14 protein-coding genes are annotated in these 19,891 nt (G+C 60.3%); 8 read left to right on the top strand and 6 right to left on the bottom strand.

Going from position 1 to position 19,891, the window contains the following annotated elements; genetic code table 11:
- Positions 1-151: 151 nt before the first annotated feature.
- From serC to aroG, 3 genes are all read left to right on the top strand, one after another.
- Positions 152-1,240 (top strand): 3-phosphoserine/phosphohydroxythreonine transaminase, encoded by a 1,089-nt coding sequence (serC, locus tag I6L49_RS06875; protein WP_216950948.1) that lies wholly within the window; start codon positions 152-154, stop codon positions 1,238-1,240.
- 226 nt (positions 1,241-1,466) lie between these two features.
- A complete protein-coding gene (gene aroA, locus I6L49_RS06870; RefSeq protein WP_216950947.1) occupies positions 1,467-2,750 on the top strand; it encodes a 3-phosphoshikimate 1-carboxyvinyltransferase in 1,284 nt (427 codons plus the stop codon).
- Between the two features lie 220 nt (positions 2,751-2,970).
- A complete protein-coding gene (gene aroG, locus I6L49_RS06865) occupies positions 2,971-4,026 on the top strand; it encodes a 3-deoxy-7-phosphoheptulonate synthase AroG (RefSeq protein ID WP_005351268.1) in 1,056 nt (351 codons plus the stop codon).
- A 126-nt stretch (positions 4,027-4,152) separates the two neighbouring features.
- On the opposite strand, the gene I6L49_RS06860 is transcribed toward aroG, so the two are convergent.
- On the bottom strand, positions 4,153-5,748 hold the full coding sequence (locus I6L49_RS06860; RefSeq protein ID WP_216950946.1) for a methyl-accepting chemotaxis protein: 1,596 nt from the start codon (positions 5,746-5,748) through the stop codon (positions 4,153-4,155).
- A gap of 256 nt (positions 5,749-6,004) precedes the next feature.
- On the opposite strand from I6L49_RS06860, the gene hutW reads away from it, so the two are divergent.
- Positions 6,005-7,366 carry a heme anaerobic degradation radical SAM methyltransferase ChuW/HutW gene (gene hutW, locus I6L49_RS06855; protein WP_216950945.1) on the top strand — a complete coding sequence of 454 codons (1,362 nt, stop codon included), beginning with the start codon at positions 6,005-6,007 and terminating at the stop codon, positions 7,364-7,366.
- A 100-nt stretch (positions 7,367-7,466) separates the two neighbouring features.
- Here the strand turns inward: hutW and I6L49_RS06850 are convergent, their stop codons facing one another.
- Together I6L49_RS06850 and I6L49_RS06845 are read right to left on the bottom strand one after the other, a co-directional pair.
- The gene (locus I6L49_RS06850) at positions 7,467-8,870 is read right to left on the bottom strand and encodes a DEAD/DEAH box helicase (protein WP_216950944.1); all 1,404 of its coding nucleotides are present in this window, start codon (positions 8,868-8,870) and stop codon (positions 7,467-7,469) included.
- A gap of 182 nt (positions 8,871-9,052) precedes the next feature.
- Entirely contained in the window at positions 9,053-9,529 is a 477-nt protein-coding gene (locus I6L49_RS06845; RefSeq protein ID WP_042080383.1) for a glutathione peroxidase, read from the bottom strand.
- A gap of 349 nt (positions 9,530-9,878) precedes the next feature.
- On the opposite strand from I6L49_RS06845, the gene I6L49_RS06840 reads away from it, so the two are divergent.
- Both I6L49_RS06840 and I6L49_RS06835 read left to right on the top strand, forming a co-directional pair.
- The gene (locus I6L49_RS06840; RefSeq protein ID WP_005360026.1) at positions 9,879-10,487 is read left to right on the top strand and encodes a 2OG-Fe(II) oxygenase; all 609 of its coding nucleotides are present in this window, start codon (positions 9,879-9,881) and stop codon (positions 10,485-10,487) included.
- A 204-nt stretch (positions 10,488-10,691) separates the two neighbouring features.
- Positions 10,692-11,681: a D-alanine--D-alanine ligase gene (locus tag I6L49_RS06835; protein WP_058057457.1), complete on the top strand. Its 990-nt coding sequence runs from the start codon at positions 10,692-10,694 to the stop codon at positions 11,679-11,681.
- A 170-nt stretch (positions 11,682-11,851) separates the two neighbouring features.
- On the opposite strand, the gene mngB is transcribed toward I6L49_RS06835, so the two are convergent.
- Together mngB and mngA are read right to left on the bottom strand one after the other, a co-directional pair.
- Entirely contained in the window at positions 11,852-14,506 is a 2,655-nt protein-coding gene (gene mngB / locus I6L49_RS06830; protein WP_216950943.1) for a mannosylglycerate hydrolase, read from the bottom strand.
- A gap of 86 nt (positions 14,507-14,592) precedes the next feature.
- Positions 14,593-16,539 (bottom strand): PTS 2-O-a-mannosyl-D-glycerate transporter subunit IIABC, encoded by a 1,947-nt coding sequence (gene mngA / locus I6L49_RS06825; RefSeq protein ID WP_216950941.1) that lies wholly within the window; start codon positions 16,537-16,539, stop codon positions 14,593-14,595.
- 247 nt (positions 16,540-16,786) lie between these two features.
- Here mngA and I6L49_RS06820 point away from each other — a divergent pair, with 247 nt between their 5' ends.
- Positions 16,787-17,506, top strand: a complete 720-nt coding sequence (locus I6L49_RS06820) for a GntR family transcriptional regulator (RefSeq protein ID WP_005337027.1) — start codon at positions 16,787-16,789, stop codon at positions 17,504-17,506.
- A 116-nt stretch (positions 17,507-17,622) separates the two neighbouring features.
- On the opposite strand, the gene xseA is transcribed toward I6L49_RS06820, so the two are convergent.
- A complete protein-coding gene (xseA, locus tag I6L49_RS06815) occupies positions 17,623-19,002 on the bottom strand; it encodes an exodeoxyribonuclease VII large subunit (protein ID WP_216950940.1) in 1,380 nt (459 codons plus the stop codon).
- Positions 19,003-19,292: 290 nt separating this feature from the next.
- Between xseA and I6L49_RS06810 the strand changes: the two genes are divergently transcribed.
- Positions 19,293-19,844 (top strand): cytochrome b, encoded by a 552-nt coding sequence (locus I6L49_RS06810; protein WP_216950937.1) that lies wholly within the window; start codon positions 19,293-19,295, stop codon positions 19,842-19,844.
- The last annotated feature ends 47 nt before the right edge of the window (positions 19,845-19,891 follow it).

Below are 19,891 nucleotides of genomic sequence, written 5' to 3'. Positions count from 1 at the left end.
CTGACCCGTTCAGGGCTTTTTCTCCTGCAAGGGGGATGCAGAGTGACGGTAAAAGGTTGAGCCAGCTCCCAAAAAGCCTTTGATCCGCTGGCTGCTCTTGTGTAAAACCTGACAAGTCATCGATTACTCTCATCCACTCACGGAAAGCGTCATGAGCAAACAGATTTACAACTTCTGCGCCGGCCCCGCCATGCTGCCGGTTGAAGTCATGGAGCGCGCCCAGCGCGAATTTTGTAATTTTCAGGGGCTGGGAGCCTCGGTCATGGAGCTTTCCCATCGCGGCAAGCCCTACATGGCGGTTGCCGAGAAGGCCGAAGCGGATCTGCGCGAACTGCTGGCGGTGCCGGAGAACTACAAGGTGCTCTTCATGCACGGTGGCGGCCGCGGTCAGTTCTCCGCCGTGCCCATGAACCTGCTGGGCGGCGCCAACAAGAAGGCGGACTTCCTGCTGACCGGTGTCTGGTCCCAGAGCGCTGTGGATGAAGCCAAAAAGTATGGCGATATCCAGACCTTCCAGGGGGTTGCCAAGAACGAGCAGGGGATCTCCCACCTGCTGCCGACCCCGGCGTTTCGCGCCGATGCGGCCTATGTTCACTACTGCCCGAACGAAACCATTGACGGCATCGAGATGTTCCACATCCCGGCCACCGGCGAGGTGCCGCTGGTGGCGGATCTCTCCTCCACCATTCTCTCCCGTCCTCTCGACGTGAGCCGCTTTGGTATCATCTATGCCGGTGCCCAGAAGAATATCGGGCCGTCCGGGCTTGCCATCGCCATCGTGCGCGATGATCTGCTGGATCAAGCGAGAGCCGATGTCCCCTCGATTTTTGACTACAAGCTCACCGCCAAGAACGACTCCATGTTCAACACGCCGCCCACCTACGCCTGGTATCTGGCCGGTCTGGTGTTCGAATGGCTCAAGGAACAGGGTGGCCTCGAGGCGATGGAAGCGCGCAACAAGGAGAAGGCCGACTTCCTCTATGACTATCTCGATCAGTCGAGCTTTTACAGCAATCAGGTGGATGTCAGCTGCCGTTCGCGGATGAACATCCCGTTCCAGCTGAAAAATGCCGAGCTGGACAAGCAGTTCCTGGCAGAATCGGAAGCGGCCGGCCTGCTGGCCCTCAAAGGGCACCGCATCGTCGGTGGCATGCGCGCCAGCATCTACAACGCCATGCCGCTGGAGGGTGTTAAGGCCCTGGTGAGCTTTATGGATGGCTTTGCCAAGCGTCACGGCTGAGAAGAGAGCTCCACCTGTTTGCTGGTGGCCTCTCGTGACATCTCGTGAGCCGCTTCCAGCTATTGCAGTGATTCAAGACGCCGGGGATACCCCGGCGTCTTTTTTTCAACAGAACCAGCGCGCTGGCGTTTGCCGTGCGATTTCCCCTGAAAGTGCCCTTGCCGAGCGGGACGCAGGCTGTTAACGTCCGGACAGGCGTTTATTTTTGAGATAGCACAGGAAGTCTATGAATTCGTTGCGTTTGGAACCCATTTGTCGTGTGGTCGGTGAGGTCAATCTGCCCGGCTCCAAGAGTGTCTCTAACCGTGCGCTGCTGTTGGCGGCGCTGGCTCGTGGCACCACCCGTCTGACCAACCTGCTCGACAGCGATGACATTCGTCATATGCTGGCTGCGCTGACCCAGCTCGGGGTCAAGTACAAGCTCTCCGCCGACAAGACCGAGTGTACCGTGCAGGGTCTGGGCCGCAGCTTTGCGGTAAAAGAGCCGGTTAATCTGTTCCTCGGCAACGCCGGTACTGCGATGCGACCGCTCTGCGCCGCGCTATGCCTCGGCTCAGGTGAATATACTCTGGGCGGCGAGCCGCGCATGGAAGAGCGTCCCATCGGCCATCTGGTGGATGCCCTGCGTGAAGCAGGTGCCCATATCCAGTACCTGAAACACGATGGTTATCCGCCGCTGGTGGTGGATGCCAAGGGGCTGTGGGGCGGCGATGTGCACGTCGATGGCTCCGTCTCCAGCCAGTTCCTGACCGCGTTTTTGATGGCAGCCCCGATGGCGGCCGGTGATACCCGGATCCACATCAAGGGGGAGCTGGTCTCCAAGCCTTACATCGACATCACCCTGCACATCATGAAGCAGTTCGGGGTGGTCATCGAGCACGACAACTACAAGCTGTTCTACATCAAGGGCAACCAGACCTACATCAGCCCGGGTGACTTTCTGGTGGAAGGGGATGCCTCCAGCGCCTCCTACTTCCTCGCGGCGGGTGCCATCAAGGGCAAGGTACGGGTCACCGGTATCGGTAAGCACAGCATTCAGGGTGATATTCACTTCGCCGATGTGCTGGAGAAGATGGGCGCGCGCATCACCTGGGGTGATGATTTCATCGAGGCGGAGCAGGCGCCGCTGCACGGAGTGGATATGGACATGAACCATATTCCCGATGCGGCCATGACCATCGCGGTTGCCGCGCTGTTTGCCGAGGGGCCGACCTCCATTCGCAATATCTACAACTGGCGGGTGAAGGAGACCGACCGTCTGCACGCCATGGCGACCGAGCTGCGCAAGCTGGGCGTCGAAGTGGAGGAGGGGCATGATTTCATCACCGTGACCCCGCCGACCCAGCTCAAGCATGCCGAGATCGATACCTACAACGATCACCGTATCGCCATGTGCTTCTCGCTGGTGGCGCTGTCGGATACCCCGGTCACCATCAATGATCCCAAGTGCACCTCGAAGACCTTCCCGGATTACTTCGACAAGCTGGCCAGTATCAGCCAGCGTGGCTGATCACTGACAAACCCGTCATCACCGACGCTTCGGGCCCGCGCTGAGCGGGCCTTTTTGCCTTCCTCACCAGCATCGTCATTTCGCTTAGCATCATTTCAATAACTTGCAAGATTGCCATATAAAATAGTTTTGTGATTGCTGTAATTTCCTATTTACACATGCCCTGTCGCGGGCTATGTTGAGATTTCCTAATCGCAGTCATCTAGCAGGAAGCCTTGTCATGCAGCATCAAACCGACGACGTTCGTATCAGTGAAATCAAAGAGTTATTACCCCCGGTTGCGGTGCTTGAGAAGTTTCCGGCTACCGAGGTGGCCTCGTCCACCGTTTTTGAATCCCGTCAGGCCATTCACAATATCCTGGCCGGCGAAGATGATCGTCTGCTGGTGGTGATTGGTCCTTGCTCCATCCATGATCCGGTTGCCGCGCTGGAGTATGGCAAGCGCCTCAAGGCGCTGCGCGACGAGCTGAAAGGTCAGCTGGAGATCGTGATGCGTGTCTACTTCGAAAAACCGCGCACCACAGTGGGCTGGAAGGGGCTGATCAACGATCCGTACCTCGACAATAGCTGCAAGATCAACGACGGTCTGCGCATTGGTCGCAAGCTGTTGCTGGATCTCAACGACATGGGGCTGCCAACTGCCTCCGAGTTCCTCGACATGATCACCCCGCAATATGTGGCGGATCTGATGAGCTGGGGCGCGATCGGTGCCCGTACCACCGAATCCCAGGTACACCGCGAGCTGGCCTCCGGTCTCTCCTGTCCGGTGGGCTTCAAGAACGGCACTGACGGCACCATCAAGGTCGCCATCGATGCCATCGGGGCTGCCAGTGCGCCGCACCACTTCCTGTCGGTCACCAAATACGGTCACTCCGCCATCGTGGCGACCCGTGGCAACCCGGATTGTCACATCATCCTGCGTGGTGGTCGTGAGCCGAACTACAGCGCCGCCCATGTCAGCGAAGTTGTGAAGGGGCTGGAGAAGGCCGGTCTGCCGCAGAAGGTGATGATCGACTTTAGTCATGCCAACAGCAGCAAGCAGTTCAAGAACCAGATGGTGGTGGCCGAGGATGTGGCCGGCCAACTGCGTGCCGGCAGCAAGGCGGTGTTTGGTGTGATGGTGGAGAGCCATCTGGTAGAAGGCCGTCAGGATCTGGTGGAAGGGTGTGAACTCACCGTCGGTCAGAGCATCACCGATGCCTGCATCGGTTGGGCTGATACCGAAGTGCTGCTGCGCAATCTGGCGGATGCCGTCGCAACCCGTAACGCCCGCTAAAACCATCCCGGCGGCGCTGTTAATCCTCAACGCGCCGCTGGAGTAGCAACGCGGCCGTTCGGCCAAATCGAATCCATAAAGCAAAAGCGCGACCCTCGGGTCGCGCTTTTTCATATGTGAAGTGGATTACCAGCGGTAGGTTTTCAGCAGCGCCTCCAGTTTCTGGCACTGCTCTACCAATTGGATGCTGGCGAGGTTGGCGGCGTGCGCTTGACCCAGGGTGTCGTTGGAGGTGTTGCGAATATCGCTCACCGAGCAGTCTACCTCATGGCAGACCCTGTCCTGCTCTTCGGCCGACTGGGCCATCTGGGCGTTGAGGTCGTTGATGCGGGCGATGCGCTCGATGATGTTCTGCATGGCTGCCAGGGTCGCTTCGGTCTTGCTGATGCTCTCATCGGCTTTGCTTTTTGCATCCCCGATCACCGTAACTGCGCTCTGGGCCTCATTTTGCAGGGCGGCGATCATCTGAGAGATCTCTTCACTGGCGGCGCGGCTGCGATTGGAGAGGGCCCGCACTTCATCGGCCACCACCGCAAAGCCACGGCCTTGCTCGCCAGCCCGGGCCGCTTCAATCGCAGCGTTGAGGGCCAGCAGGTTGGTCTGATCGGCAATCCCCTTGATCACCTCGAGCACACCGTCAACAGCCAGGCAGCGGCTGTCGAGTTGCTGGATCACCTGATCCACCCGATCGATCTCTGCCGACATCTCGCCCATGTCAGTGATGGAGTGCTGGGCGAGGCGGCTGGTATCAGCGGCATCCTGATTGGTGAGGGCGGAGAGCTCGGCGCTGTGGCGGGCATGTTCGCGCACTTCATGAGAGCTGGCGGCCAGTTCGCTGACGGCGGCGGCGACCTGGGTGGTCATCCCCTCTTGCTGGCGGGCCGAGTTTTCGGTCTGGGTCGCCACCTGACGGATCTGGTTCGACTCCTGATAGAGCTGGTGGGTTGCCCCTTCCACCTCCTGCAGGCTGTGGCGGAATCCCTGCACCATGTCATTGACGGCGCGGGTCATCTGGCCCAGTTCATCCCGGCTGTCATTGACCAGGGGGAGGGCGAGGTCGCGCTCTTTGGCCATCCGGATCATGGTGAGCTGAAGCTGGCGCAGGGGGTGTTTCACGTAGCGTTGCAATACCCACCAGAGCAAGCCGAAGCCGAGGCTGAAGACGGCGGCCAGGCTGCCGCTCAGGATCAGGTTGTTGTGGCGGATCTCGCCGAAGGTGTGGCTGAGGTCATAACTGATCCGCACCGCCCCCATCACGGTCCCCTCATTGACCTGGTGACAGGTGAGGCACTGGGTGCCGCGATACTCCTTGTAGGCTTTGAACGGTTTGATCAAGGTGAGCAGGTTGCCCTGCTGCTCCAGAATGGCTTCGCCCTGATTGATGGCTCGCTCATCGAGGGGATCCTGCGCTTTCTGATCCGGATGACCCGGGCCAAACAGGTTGCTTACTGCTGGTGCGCGCACCAGACGGGCCTCAACGATGCCCGCTTCACTCTTGAGTTTGGTCTGCACTATCTGCCGGTTGGCCATGCCACCTGTCATCATCAGCACGTTCACCTGATCCATATAGGTGTTTGCCATGCTCTCAACTTTCTCCTCTGCCAGCCGGATGGCGAGATCCCGTTGCAGCCAGGCGGAGAGTTCGAAGCAGAGGCCAAAAGTGGTGCTGATGACCAGCGCAAGAGGGAGGAATATTTTCCAGTTCAAGGAGAGGTTATGCATTTTGGGCAAGTTCCATGCGCTTGGTGTTGTTATGTGATCCCGTATCATCTTGATCGTAGACGAAGAAACGGCGGGAGATGGTTCTCTATCGGCACACGACAACCACTCTTGAGTAAATAATCTGTTAAGCAGATCGGTAATGCAGGTTGCCAAAATGCCTTTCGAGAGGGGGGCTGCTCCTCGGGTTGATCCAGAACAAATTGCCAGTAACGATAATCGTTATCATTGTCATTATTTGCTGATAATAGTGACCATCATGAATCTGACCCCTTCCATGACCGGTATTGCCACGCCGGATCCCCTCAAGTTTGCTTTTAGCGCCAAGACCTCGGCTCACGCCAGTCGGGGAGGGATGCGCCCCTTCCCGCTGGATGAGGCTGGCTGGCAGAGCTGGTGGCAGCGAGAGAGTGAAGCTGAGGAGCGCGCCCTCTACATCCACATTCCGTTTTGCCGAAAGCGCTGCAGTTTCTGCAATTTCTTTGAAAATGGCGCCAACCCGGCGCGGATCAACCGCTATGTCAACGCCCTCTGCGCCTCCCTTGCGCAGGCAGCTGACACCCCGCTGGCGCAGAGCATGCCATTTTCAGCCGTCTATGTGGGGGGCGGTACGCCGACCGACATGAGCGCCGACGAGCTGGCCATGCTGGCCGCCGTGATCCGCCGTTTTCCGCTGGCGGCGGATGCCGAGGTGACGCTGGAGGGACGCCTCAACGGCTTTGATGATGAGAAATGGCAGGTGGCGTTGGCGGGGGGCTTCAACCGCTTCTCCTTCGGGGTGCAGAGCTTTGATACCCGGGTGCGTCAGCAGGCGGCCCGTTTCGATGACAGGGAGACCTTGCTGGCCCGTCTGGGTGAGCTGACCCGGGATGATGCGGCTGTGATCGTGGCGGATCTCATCTTTGGTCTGCCCGGTCAGGATGATGCCGTGTGGCAGCAGGATATCCGCGATGTGATGGCGAGCGGTGTACACGGGGTCGATCTCTACCAGCTCATCGCCATGCAGGGCACCAATCTGGAGCGGGCGCAGGAGAAGGGCACCTTGGATTGGCTCGCCGATGGCCAGCAGCGGGCGGCCATGTATGCCTATGGCGGGGCACAACTGGAAGCTCACGGCTGGGAGCGTCTATCTTGCAGTCACTGGCGGCGCAGTCCGGCCGAGCAGAGTCGTTATAACCAGATGGCCAAGCGCGGTGCCGAGATCCTCCCCTTTGGCGCCGGTGCGGGGGGCAGCATTCTTGGCCACGGCTTGATGTATGGACGGGATCTGGCCCCCTGGCATGACGCGCTGGCCAGTGGCAAGCGGGCGCCCGGGATGGTGATGGGGCGCAATCCCAATGCAAGGATGGACGGTCTGCTGCGTGGCGCCCTCGACAGAGGCGTGCTGGCGCTGGATCGTCTGCCAACGCCTTTGCTGACCCATCTGATGCCGCTTTTTGCCGCCTGGCAGCAGCACGGGCTGGCCGAGATCGAGAGCACACGGTTGCAACTCACCCTCGCCGGACGCTTCTGGAACGTCAATATGCAGGCTGGCTTGTTCGAGTTCTTGCAGCTCAATCCGCTCGATGGTTCAGCGCCGCCCAGCCATGGTACCGCCGCGGTGCGACATTCGCTGGTCTGAGCCCGAGTGGAGCATTTGCACGGCTCCGTGTGATCCATAACGAAAGAGGGAGCCTTAGTGGCTCCCTCTTTGGGTTTGACAGCAAGAGCTGAGAGCGAGCTTACTCGTCGCTGCTGTCCTGATAGCTGTCGCGCATTGCTTTGGGCAAGCGGCGCATCGGTGCAAAGCCGATATCCTCACCCACTACTTCCCGCTTGCGGGACTTGTTTTGAGGAGACTGGGCGGGATTTTTGCTGGCGTCACCTTTGGCTTTGCCCTTGCCCGCGGCTGGCTTGCCCTTGGCATTGCTGCTCTTGGCGTTGGCATGGCCGCGAGCCCGAGGCGGGTTCTGCACCGGCTTGCTGCCAGGCAGAGTCTGGCGACTTGGCTTGCCGCTTGGCTCATACCCTTCCAGGATCTCCACGGACAGGGATTGGCCGATCAGGGCTTCGATCGCCTTGAGCTGACCCAGCTCGTCCTGACTGACCAGCGAGATGGCCTCGCCGCCACGACCGGCGCGGCCGGTACGGCCGATACGGTGGATGTAATCCTCCGCCATCTGGGGCAGTTCAAAGTTGATCACGTAGGGCAGTTGATCGATGTCCAGACCGCGGGCGGCGATATCGGTCGCTACCAGCACCCGTACCTCGCCACTGCGAAAATCGGCCAGCGCCCGGTTGCGGGCACCCTGGCTCTTGTCACCGTGGATCGCCACGGTATTGAGACCATCTTTTTGCATCTGCTGGGCGAGGCGGTCGGCGATCTGCTTGGTGCGAACAAACACCAGCACCCGTTGCCAGTTGCCACGGCCAATCATGTGGGAGAGCAGCTCGCGGCGGCGTTCCCGATCCACCTGAATGATGCGTTGGGTTACCTGCTCGGCAGCAGTATTGCTGGGGTCCACCTCGATCAGGGTGGGGTCGTTCAGCAGATCATCGGCCAGCGCCTTGATGTCGTTTGAGAAGGTGGCAGAGAAGAGCAGGGTTTGCCGCTCTGCAGGCAGCGCCTTCATGATGCGGCGAATGTCGACGATAAATCCCATGTCGAGCATGCGATCCGCTTCATCCAGCACCAGCACTTCCAGCTGGCTCAGGGTCAGGGCGCCCTGGGTCAGCAGATCCAGCAGACGGCCCGGGGTGGCGACCAGAATGTCCACACCCAGCTTGATGGCGTCCAGATTGGGCTTGATGCTGACACCGCCATAGGCGATCAGAGTCTTGAACGGCAGGTGGTGGGCATACTTGATGATGCTCTCGCCCACCTGTGCCGCCAGTTCGCGGGTCGGGGTCAGTACCAGTGCGCGTACCTGACGACGGCCACGACCGTGGTTGGCCAGCAGACGCTGCAACATCGGCAGGGTGAAACCGGCCGTTTTGCCTGTGCCTGTCTGAGCGCCGCCGAGCACATCCTGACCGGCCAGAATGGCCGGAATCGCTTGCTGCTGGATGGGGGTTGGCTGTTCGTAACCCAGCTCCTTGACGGCCCGCAGAATATGCGGAGACAGACCCAGTTCGTTGAATGACATGTTCGAGAGAAACTCCTGAGATGAGCCTTTGGCTCAACGGGCAGCCAGCGTGTTGGGGCCAGCCACGATATGGAAAAGATAGTGGGGCCGTAATATAGCAAAAGAGCGGCCGATGCGCAGTAGCTGTCGCACCGGCCGCCATACAATCGTTCAACGCAGTGGCGTAAAACGGTGCGGGAGCATCAGAGCATCTCGCGGATCTGCTCGGCCAGACTCTCCGGTTTGGCCTGGGGGGCGAAACGCTCTACCACATTGCCATCGCGGTCGATCAGGAACTTGGTGAAGTTCCATTTGACGTTTTCCAGCCCAAGAAAGCCCGGTTTCTGTTGCTTGAGCCACTGATAGAAGGGGTGGGCATGCTCACCGTTGACATCGCATTTGGCCATGATGGGGAAGGTGACCGGATAGTCGAGGGAGCAGAAGCGGGCGATCTCGTCCGCATCCCCCGGCTCCTGATTGCCAAACTGGTTGCAGGGGAAGCCCAAAATCACCAGCCCCTTGGGGCCGAGCTCCCGATAGAGCGTTTCCAGCCCTTCATATTGGGGAGTAAAACCGCAGCGACTGGCCACATTGACCACCAGCACCACCTTGCCCGCCAGTTGAGTCAGCGGGTAGGGGGTACCATCCAGTCGTTGCAAAGTGAGATCGGGCAGAGGCATGAGAAGATCCTTTCGTGGGTGATGCGCGGGTTGTGCCGTGAGTGGTTCGGTCGGTGACAGAGACAAGCGCCGGATGAACAGCAACATGGCGATGCGGCTACGGTATCGGTTGGCTCTTGGTACCGCAAGGAGGCCGCGGCGCCTCTTCGTTCCGATTGCAAGGGCCATCACAGTTTCGACAGCCAATACGCCTGTTGGCGGAGCGGGATCACAACTGGCGATAAAAAGCGGGGAGGCGAGCAGCAACTCGCGTATTGATGTTGGGACTTCTCAAGAGAAGCAAACCGGTTTGTGACTTTGCCGGTAAGTCGCTACAAAGCGCCCTCTTTCCACTCATTGTGAGCCAATCTTGGACTATCAAGCTGCCATGGATGCCATTTACACCCGAGGATGGGTGATAGTGGATGATTTTTTGACCGCCGCCGAGGTGGATGCCCTCAAAGCCTGTTTGCCAAGCGAATGGCAACCGGCCGGGATCGGCCGTGACGCCCTGCACCAGGGCAATCCCGATATTCGCCGTGACCAGATCCACTGGCTGGAGCCCTCCCTCGGTGCGCCGGTGGCCGACTATCTCGCCCGAATGGAGTCCCTGCGTCTTGCCGCCAACCGGATGCTGATGCTGGGATTGTTCGACTACGAGGCCCACTTCGCCCGCTATCGCAGCGGGGATTTTTACGCCACCCATCGGGATGCCTTTGCCGGTCGCTCCAACCGCCGTCTTACCACCGTGTTTTACCTCAACAACGACTGGCTGCCCGAAGCGGGTGGAGTGCTGCGCATGTATGACGACAAGGAGCAGTTTCTGATGGATGTCAGCCCCAAGGGGGGGCGGCTGGTCATGTTTCTCTCCGAGGAGTTTCCCCACGAGGTGCTGCCTGCCAATCGCGAGCGCTACAGCATTGCTGGCTGGTTTCGGGTCAATGGCAACGGCATGGGAAGGGTCGATCCCCCGCGCTGAGGGGCAATGTGTCCCGATTTTGACACAGGGGAGACTTTTCACTGCAAGAAGTGGGGTCATGGGTCTCCCATCAGCTGACAAGGGTTGATCTCCCTTGCTACACTGGCGCGCACTTATGTTCGTATCTGGCTTCGTCCGGTTTTTATGGTGGTTGGCTTATCAAATGGTCATGACGAGGCCGCTTTTCCCAAGGGATCACATCTAATGAAGAACATGCATGTCTTGCTGCTGTGCGGCGGCGGTGGCTCCGAGCACGAGGTTTCTCTGCGCAGCGCCAATTTCCTCGAGCAACAACTGGGCCTTCTGCCCGGTGTCGAAGTGACCCGCGTCGAGATGTTCGCCGATCGCTGGCTCAGCGCCGATGGCCGCGAGTGCAAGCTGGGGCTCGACAAGCTGCTTTCGTTTGACAGCGTGGCCCGTCCGGTGGATTACGTGGTGCCCTGCATCCACGGCTACCCGGGTGAGACCGGCGATCTGCAATCCTTCCTCGAGCTGGCCGGATTGCCTTATCTCGGTTGCGATGCCGAGGCGAGCAAGATCTGCTTCAACAAGATCAGCACCAAGCTGTGGCTCTCCGCCATCGGCATTCCCAACACCCCGTACCTGTTCCTGACCGAGCAAAATGAGGCGGCGCTTGCCGAGGCCAAAGCCGCGCTGGCCAAGTGGGGCAAGGTCTTTATCAAGGCCGCTTCCCAGGGCTCTTCCGTTGGCTGCTACTCCGCCAGCAACGAAGCGGATCTGGTAAAAGGTATTGCCGATGCCTTCGGTTACTCCGAACAGGTACTGATCGAGAAAGCGGTCAAGCCGCGCGAGCTGGAAGTAGCGGTTTACCAGTACGGTGACGAGCTGGTGGCGACTTATCCGGGCGAGATCTGCGTGCCGCAGGACAAGTTCTACACCTATGAAGAGAAGTACAGCAGCGCCAGCCATACCGAGACTGCACTGCGTGCCGAGGGGCTGACCCAGGCGCAGGCCGATGCGATCCACGAGTATGCCCTCAAGGCGTTCCGTCAGCTGAAACTGACCCATCTCTCGCGCATCGACTTCTTCCTGACTGAGGAGGGGGAGATCCTGCTGAATGAAATCAACACCTTCCCGGGCATGACCTCCATCTCCATGTTCCCGAAACTGCTGGAGCATCACGGTCACCGCTTCGCCGACTACCTTGAGCAGATCCTGCGCAAGGCCAGCTAAGTGCGCTCTCCCGCTCGCGGGATGAAGCAGGACTCAATAAAAAATCCCCGCCAATCGGCGGGGATTTTTTTATGTCTTTATCAAGCGGGACAGGCCAGCTTGAAGGGATAAACAGGCGGGGAGGGGATGACTCTTCCCCGCCTGTTGCTAGCTGTGGGGGTTACCGGCGGTTAGCCGCGAGCCACCCGAAAGCGCACGCTGCGGGAGTGGCACGGCGCCAGCTCGCCAAACTCGCCAGCGACCAGTTCAAGGGGCAGGGGCTGCTCGTCCATCCGCACCGCTTGCCAATCGCTCAGGGCATGTTCGCTGGTCACCTTGCCCCCCTCCAGCTCCGCTTGTTCGCTCGGGTTGTAGACCCTGATCACCAGCGCCTCTTCATCCTCGGCCTTTTTCAGGGCGCTCAGCACCGGACCGGACGGACCCATGGCGAGCAGGCTGAAGTGGAGCGGGGTGGTGAAGCTTGCCTTGTTGAGCTTCATGGCATCGAACGGGATCTTGTTGTAGCAGCGTACCGGAGTGAGGTAGCTGCGCGCCGCCTGCATCACGTTGGCGCTGATGTGATCACCGGCAAACGCCAGCAGGCTGAAACGGCAGCTGAGTTTGCCGCGCACCTGGGAGTCCGGGGTGGGCAGCTTGATGCCGGAGGGGCGGCCCGGGCGCAGCAGCAGCTCCTCTTTACCGAGTACGCCGACCCCGCGCAGCAGGGTAAGTGCCAGGGTGTCGCACTGCTCGCCGATCACTTCAAACTCGCGCAGACCGTCGCTCAGCACCGCCAGCCCCTGCTTGCCATCTTGCAGAGCGACGAAGTTCATCAGCTGCCAGACCGGAATGGGGGCCTCTTTCCACCCCTCCGCTTCCCAGTTCGCCATGGCGCTGTCGCGGGTGGGGCGGGTAATGCAGCCAAACTGGTTGTCAGAGACTACGGTGTCGCTCGGGAAGGGGGTGGGGATCAGCACTCGCACCCGGTGGTCATCAGCCTGATTGTCGAGCTCCAGCTCGATGTCGATGCGCGGACTCTGATGTGCAAGCGTGATGCGGCAGGTGACATCGAGATGGCCGCAGCACTGGCGTTTGGCGCGCTCGGTGAGGTTGGCCGGCACGGCCATGCGAAGTGCAAGGGTCGCAATGCTCTGCCACGCCTGATGGGTGACCTCGCGGGTGACCGCAAACTCGGTGGAGTAGCGCAGCCACTCGTCCCGCGATGGCGAGTAGTCATACTCGTCGCCATCATCGGAACCCTCTTCGAGCGTGAGCACCTGATCGAAGGTGGTGCCGCGCAGCTTGTCCAGGATCTGCAAGGTGCCGTTGTCATTGAGGGCGATGCGATAAAAATCGTTCTCCAGCAGCTCGCCGCTGGCCGTCACCGGTTGCTCCAGTCCCGGCTGATTGCCCTCGATATGGAGGGTGCAGTAGCCCATGGCCGGCAGTGGATGGCAGAGCTGGATGTCGTACTCCATAAAGGGGTCGTAGTTGCCGTAGTGAACGATTTGTCTGTCCACCAGACCCGGGTCAATCTCCCGTTTGGCGCGGATGAAGTAGGGGACCGGCTGGCCCGCCACATCGCGCAGGGCAAAGGATTGGGCGCGAATGCGGATGCTGGTGTTGATCACCTCCTGACGGGGGAAGGGCATCAGGTTGAACAGGCAGAGCTTGTCAGCCACCTGTACCCCGTCTTCGCACAGCGCCACCGGCATGTTGTCGACAATCTTGCGCATGTAGAAGCGGATCAGGTTCTCGGCCATGTCGTCGGCCAGAATGAAGCGGGTCATCACCTCCTGATGCACCTTGTCGCTGCAGCAGCAGCCGATGCTGTCGTGGGCGTGGTTCTTCATGATCTCCTTCCACATCTTCTCCAAAAGCCCGTGGTGGTACTCAAAGCCGAGCGCCCAAGCGATGCTCGCCAGCGGTTCGAGGATGTTGACGATCTTGTTCTCGATGGCGGCGTGGGCCAGCTTGATGTCCATCCGGGTGGAGGAGATGGTGCGGTGTACCCGCATGTATTTGCCGTCGTTGAACTCCCCCTTGAGGGTGGCCAGTTGGTCACGGCACGCCTCGATGCGCTCGAAGACCTGCTCGAAGCGGCTCATGTGGAATTCACGCTGGGGGTAGATCTCTCGCAGCTTGTCGATGATGGCGAAGATGTTCTGTTGCAGCGGCATCTGATCATGGCCGTTGGGCAGCAGGATATCCTTGGTCACCGAGGCCTTCTCCAGCACCTCGAAGTAGGATTCGAGCCGCTTGCGCAGGCCCGCTTCATCTTCCGGCAGGTACTTGCCGATGGCGTAGCCCAGCGGCAGCACCTGGGCGGTCACCTCGCTGCCATCGTTGCTCTGCCAGAGGAACTCGGTCTTGTCGGTGCCGTGGCGCTCGGAGCAGCCGCGCCAGAACATGGCACGATCGATCCCGAAGCCGTTGAAGATGTGGGGCAGCTGGGAGGACATGCCGAACGAGTCGGGCAGGTAACCGATCTTCATCGGCTCGCCGAAGGCCAGGCAGTCGCGCATCCCGTAGAGCAGGTTGCGCAGGATGGACTCGCCGCTCACCTGCATGGTGTCGGTCTGGGTGTACCAGGGGCCGATGATGAGCTTGCCCGCTTCCACCAGCGCCTTCACCCGTGCCTTGTTCTCGGGCTGGATGGCGAAGTAATCCTCCAGCACCGCGGTTTGGCCGTCCAGCACATAGAACTTGTAGTCAGGGTCGGATTCAAGACGCGCCAGGATCTCCGCCATGTTGTTGATCAGCAGGATGCGGGACTCCTCGGTGGTGAAGTACCACTCCCGATCCCAGTGCATGTGCGGCGTGATGTGAACTCGTGAAACTGTCATGACAATGATCCTTTGCTGACGCACGGCGGCCCTTGCCAGCCGTGCGGAAAAATAGTCTGTTGAAAAAGCGGTTGTGAAGATGAGCCTTACTCTGCGGCGACCACCTGATAGGTGCCGCGCTGCATGGCGTGACGGCGCCAGACGATCAGCGCCACAGTGGAGATAAGGGTGCCCACCAGCGCCGCACCGAGCCAGACTGCGGCAGCCATCAGGGCGCCGTGGCCGCCATCGTGGAGCAGAAAGAGGGAGAAGATGCCAGCTCCCGGGGTGGAGAGACCAATCCCCATGGCACCCACCATGGCGCCGGTGACCACCGAGCCTGCGAGGAAGGAGCCGATCACCCGGATCGGATCTTCGATGGCCATCGGAATGGCACCCTCGGTGATCCCCGCCAGCCCCAGTAGCCAGGTCGATTTGCCGGTCTCGATCTCGAAGGTCTGGAACAGGCGTGGCGCCAGCAGGGTGGAGGCGGTGACGGTAAAGGCCGAAACCATCTTGACTGCGCCGAAGATGGCGTAGGGGCCATAGACCCCGTTGGCCATGGCGCCGAGGCAGAAGGCGTAGGCCGCCTTGTTGACCGGGCCACCCAAGTCAAACGAGCACATAAAGCCGAGCAGGGCGCCCAGAACCAGCGCGTTGGTGCCGGAGAGGCCGTTGAGCCACTCGGTGAGGCTGTTGTTGAGCCAGGCTACCGGCTGGCCGATGACAAACAGCATCAGGCTGCCCGCCACCAGGGTGCCGATCACCGGATAGAGGTAAAAGGTGAGAAAGCCGTTGAAGTTGGGGCTAAGGCGCACATGCTGTTTGACCCAGCGCATCAGGTAACCGGCGATCAGGCCGCCGACCACGCCGCCGAGAAAACCGGAGCCAATCATGTTGGCGGCCAGTCCCGCCGCAAAGCCCGGACCAAGCGCCGGTTTGTCGGCCAGCGAATAGGCGGTATAGGCCGCCAGCACCGGCACCATCAGGGTGCCCAGCATGCCGCCGCCCAGCTTGCGATACATCCAGAGCCAGGAGTTCTCGGTATCAAAAAGATGCTGCAGGCCGAAGATCTGGGCCAGCAGCACAGAGACGGCGAGCACGGTACCGCCCGCCACGATCAGCGGCACGGCAAAGGAGATGCCGCTCAGCAGCGCTTGCTTGAGCTCGGTCTTGAGGCTCACCTTCTTGCCGGTCTGCGCGTCGCTCTGGCTGGTGTTGGGCGTCGGGGCGGTGCGCCCGGCCTTGGCGGCCTCCAGCGCGTCATTGAGGATCCGCTCGGCATGGCGGATGGGCTCGGCCACCGGCGTCTCGATACGGGGGATGCCAATAAAACGCTCCTGCTCCTTGATGGCCACCTCGGCGGCGAAGATGCAGGCCACCGCAGCATCGAGCGCCTCTTGCGGCAGGCGATCCTCGATACCGTTGGCACCCTGCTTCTCGACCAGTACCCGAATGCCCAGTTTGCGCCCCGCTTTTTCCAGATACTCGGCAGCCATATAGGTGTGGGCGATCCCCGCCGGGCAGGCGGTGACACAGACCACAGTGGGTTTATTTGTATCTGATTTGTCTTCTTTTTCTGGTTGCTTGTCGCCATCCCCTTCACCATCAAGCAGCGCCATCAGCTGCTCGGCACTCTGTGCCGCCAGCACCGCCTCGCGGGTATCGTCATCCACCAGGGCAGTGGTGAGGGTGGTGAGTAGCTGCATATGGGTGGAGCCCGCCTGATCGGTCGGGATCGCCAGCATGAAGATCAGGTTGACCGGCTCGGGGCCGTCGATCCCCTCCCAGCCTAGTTCCTCGCTCAGGGTGGCGACGGCAAAGGCCGCTTCGCGCACCGCATCGCACTTGCCATGGGGCACTGCCAGCCCTTCGCCAAGGGCGGTGGGGCCTTGCGCCTCGCGGGCCATGACCGCAGCCAGAAAGGCAGCCTTGTCGTGCAGCTTGCCGGCCTGAGCGAGCCGATCAGCCAGGGCATGAATGGCCGCATCCCGATCGGCAAACCGGGTTTGCAACGTGATGAGATGGGGGCCGGTAAGACTGGTCAGATTCATGATGATCCTCTGTCAGGTTGGCTTGCCAGCAAGCCGTCATGGTGAAAGTGACAGCGATGCTAACAAACCGGCCGACTGATTTTTGTGAGTGGTATCATACAATTCGCTATTTGTATTATTTTTGTATTGTTTGTTCAAGGTGATTTGTTAGGTCAAATGAGGCCGAGCCGTTTTGTCTGCCGGGCAACTGGGGTAGAATGGCGCCTCTTCCATTTATCATGGCGCAGAGCCGACGAGGTGGCCTTTCGTGTCGAAAAAACCCATGTATCGCCAGATAGCCGACACCATCCAGCAGTGGATTGCGCAAGGGGAGCTGGCCCCCGGCGATGCCCTGCCCACCGAAGCCGAGTTGCGCGAGCAGTTCGGGGTGAGCCGGGTGACGGTGCGTCAGGCCCTCAAGCAGCTTACCGAACTCAACGTCATCGAGAGCATTCAGGGCAGCGGCAGCTACGTGCGGCAGGAGAAGGTGAACTACGACATCTATCAGCTCACCAGCCTCTACGAGAAGGTGACCGATCCGGCGGCCGAGACCCACAGCGACATTCTCGCCTTCGAGGTGATCAAGGCAAGCAGCGAGCTGGCCGAGCGGCTCAATCTGCTGGAAGGGGCGCTGGTCTACTACGTCAAGCGGGTGCGCTTTATTCGCCAGATCGCGGTAACGCTGGAGGAGACCTGGATGCCGCTCGCCCTCTTCCCCGATCTCAGCTATGCGGTGATGCAGGGCTCCAAGTACCACTACATCGAAGAGGTGAAGCAGCTGGTGATTGACCGCAGCGAGCAGGAGATCATTCCGGTGCTCCCTTCGGCGCAGGTGGTGGAGGCGCTCGGTATCGATCCTGCCAAGCCAATCATCGAGAAGGTCTCTCGCGGCTTCTTGCAAGATGGCACCGTGTTCGAGTTCAGTCGCAACTTCTTCAAGAGCGATGATTACAAGTTCACCCTGGTCGCCCGCCGCGCCAAGGGGTGAGCGGTCGCCAGCACCCGAGATAAAAAAGGCCACCACCGTGTTTGCGGTGGTGGCCTTTGTTTTTGGCTGATTGCCAGGCTGAATAGCAGATTGGCTGGTGGTTTGATGCAGCCGACCTACTGCGCAGAGTCCTTTACGATCCCCTCGACCCGCACCTGCAGGCTCCCTTGTGCCAGGGTGGTGATGAGCTGATCGCCACTGTTGACCTGATCGGCGCGGCTGATGACGTCGCCACGCGCAGTGCGGGTGATGGAGTAGCCGCGCCCCAGAGTGGCGAGCGGGCTCACCCCGTCGAGGCGGGCGGTGAGCATGGCGAGGCGGTGGCTAGCAAGATCCTGGCGCTTGGCAATCAGGGCATGAAGCCGCTCCTCGGCCAGCTGGTGGCGGCGCTTGCCAGCTGCCAGCAAGCGCTCCGGGCTCTTGCCCTGCAAGCGCAGCTCAAGATTGGTGAGGCGTCGCTCACCCTGATGCAGCCGCTGGCGCAGCAGTTGCTGCAAACGTGCAGAAAGTTCGTCGAGGCGCTGGGACTGCTGCTCCAGCCGCCGCTTTGGATCCTGATGGTCGAGCCGCTTTTGCAGCAGGATGAAATCGTGGCGGGCGGCGGTCTGCTGGCGACTCATCGCCTGCAGCAGTCGCTGCTTGAGGTGGGCGAGGCGCTGGATGCGGGCCTGATTGTCTGGCGCCACCAGTTCGGCGGCGGCCGACGGGGTCGGGGCGCGCAAGTCGGCGGCAAAGTCGCTGATGGTGACATCCACCTCGTGGCCCACCGCGCTCACCACCGGGATGGCTGAGTGGGCAATGGCACGGGCCACCGCCTCTTCGTTAAAGCACCAGAGATCTTCAAGCGACCCGCCGCCACGCCCGACGATCAGCACATCCACCTCGGCGCGCTGGTTCGCTTTGGCGATCGCTGCGACGATCTGGCTGATGGCGGCGCTCCCTTGTACCTGGGTCGGGTAGATAAAGACCGGCAGATCCGGCGCGCGCCGTTTAAGCACCGTCAGCATATCGTGCAAAGCCGCGCCGGTGGCGGAGGTGATAAGGCCCACCGCCCGCGGTTCGCGGGGCAGCGGCCGCTTGCGGCTTTCGTCAAACAGCCCCTCGGCACCGAGGCGGCGCTTGAGCTCTTCAAAGCGCAGGGCCAATACGCCGTCGCCCGCCGGCTGCATCGACTCGATGATCAGCTGGTAGTCGCCGCGCGGCTCATAGAGGGAGACCCGCGCCTGCACCAGCACCTGCATGCCATCCTGCGGGCGGAAGGCCACCCGCCGGTTGTTGCCCTTGAACATGGCGCAGCGCACCTGCGCCGACATGTCCTTGAGGGAGAAGTACCAGTGGCCGGAGCTTGGCATCGCCAGATTGGAGAGCTCGCCGGTCAGCCACACCAGCCCCAGATCCTGCTCCAGGATCATGCGCACGGCGCTGTTGAGGCGGGTGACGGTAAAGACCTGCTGCTCGCGGCTGTTCGCCGTACTGGATGGAGTAAATCGGTTCAATGGCGTACCTGTGGTCTGCTCCGGCGGGGCCGGGATAAAACGGTGGCCGCTATCTTAACCCGAAACAGGGGGAGGGCGTTAAGCAGGAGGCGCCAGCAGCAGAAAAGCAAGATTGGAAACGCTGCCGTTTATTCGAGCAGGCAGTATGGCTCCCGATAAAAGCCCTCGTGCTTGCCTGCATCTGGCCAAGTTACGGCTTGCCTAGATGCCGTTGATCTCTCAGGTGTTGCTGATGTTCACGGCGCCACCATCTTGACCAACGTTTACTCGCCCCCTGTTTGGAGTAGCTTATGAATCCCTCAATCCACTTAAGTTTGACGACCCGTTTGCTGCACTGGTCGGTTGCCTTGCTGATGATTGGCCTGACCCTTGTCGGTTATCTGATGGTTAAATTTGAAATATGGGATCTCTATGCCCTGCATAAATCCCTGGGGATGATTGCACTGATTTTGATCCTGCCCCGTGCCATTCTCCGCCTTGTTAAAGGGTGGCCTGAACCTGTGCGTCAATATCCTGTTTACGAGGCATTGGCAGCCAGGGCGATCCACTGGGGTTTGCTGATTTCAACGCTGCTTATTCCGGTGTCCGGTCTCTGTTATTCCGCAGCGGCTGGCCGAGGTGTCGCGATATTTGGCTGGTCTATTATTCCGATGAATCAAGATATCCATGACCCGGCCAATGTGATTCCATTCAGTGAATCTGTTCGGGATATTGCTCACACAATCCATATTTATTTGCCATATGTCATGCTGGCATTTTTGCTGGTGCACATTGTCGGGGCGTTGAAACATCATCTGCTGGATAAAGATAATACCTTGCTGCGGATGGTGGGGCGAAAATAATAAAGAGAGGTACCCCTTGTTGTGCCGGGAAATATATATTGGCAGCG

The sequence above is a fragment of the Aeromonas sp. FDAARGOS 1419 genome (assembly GCF_019047045.1).
In the GTDB taxonomy this organism is placed as follows: domain Bacteria; phylum Pseudomonadota; class Gammaproteobacteria; order Enterobacterales; family Aeromonadaceae; genus Aeromonas; species Aeromonas veronii.
Note: the sequence above shows the minus strand (reverse complement) of the source record. Positions and strands in the feature narration are given on the sequence as shown.

Excerpts from the sequence above, each read along its gene's own strand:
- hutW (WP_216950945.1), top strand. The coding sequence starts at position 6,005 with ATGAATCTGACCCCTTCCATGACCGGTATTGCCACGCCGGATCCCCTC.
- mngB (WP_216950943.1), bottom strand. The coding sequence starts at position 14,506 with ATGACAGTTTCACGAGTTCACATCACGCCGCACATGCACTGGGATCGG.
- aroA (WP_216950947.1), top strand. The coding sequence starts at position 1,467 with ATGAATTCGTTGCGTTTGGAACCCATTTGTCGTGTGGTCGGTGAGGTC.
- I6L49_RS06850 (WP_216950944.1), bottom strand. The coding sequence starts at position 8,870 with ATGTCATTCAACGAACTGGGTCTGTCTCCGCATATTCTGCGGGCCGTC.
- mngA (WP_216950941.1), bottom strand. The coding sequence starts at position 16,539 with ATGAATCTGACCAGTCTTACCGGCCCCCATCTCATCACGTTGCAAACC.
- I6L49_RS06860 (WP_216950946.1), bottom strand. The coding sequence starts at position 5,748 with ATGCATAACCTCTCCTTGAACTGGAAAATATTCCTCCCTCTTGCGCTG.
- I6L49_RS06810 (WP_216950937.1), top strand. The coding sequence starts at position 19,293 with ATGAATCCCTCAATCCACTTAAGTTTGACGACCCGTTTGCTGCACTGG.
- I6L49_RS06845 (WP_042080383.1), bottom strand. The coding sequence starts at position 9,529 with ATGCCTCTGCCCGATCTCACTTTGCAACGACTGGATGGTACCCCCTAC.
- aroG (WP_005351268.1), top strand. The coding sequence starts at position 2,971 with ATGCAGCATCAAACCGACGACGTTCGTATCAGTGAAATCAAAGAGTTA.
- serC (WP_216950948.1), top strand. The coding sequence starts at position 152 with ATGAGCAAACAGATTTACAACTTCTGCGCCGGCCCCGCCATGCTGCCG.
- I6L49_RS06835 (WP_058057457.1), top strand. The coding sequence starts at position 10,692 with ATGAAGAACATGCATGTCTTGCTGCTGTGCGGCGGCGGTGGCTCCGAG.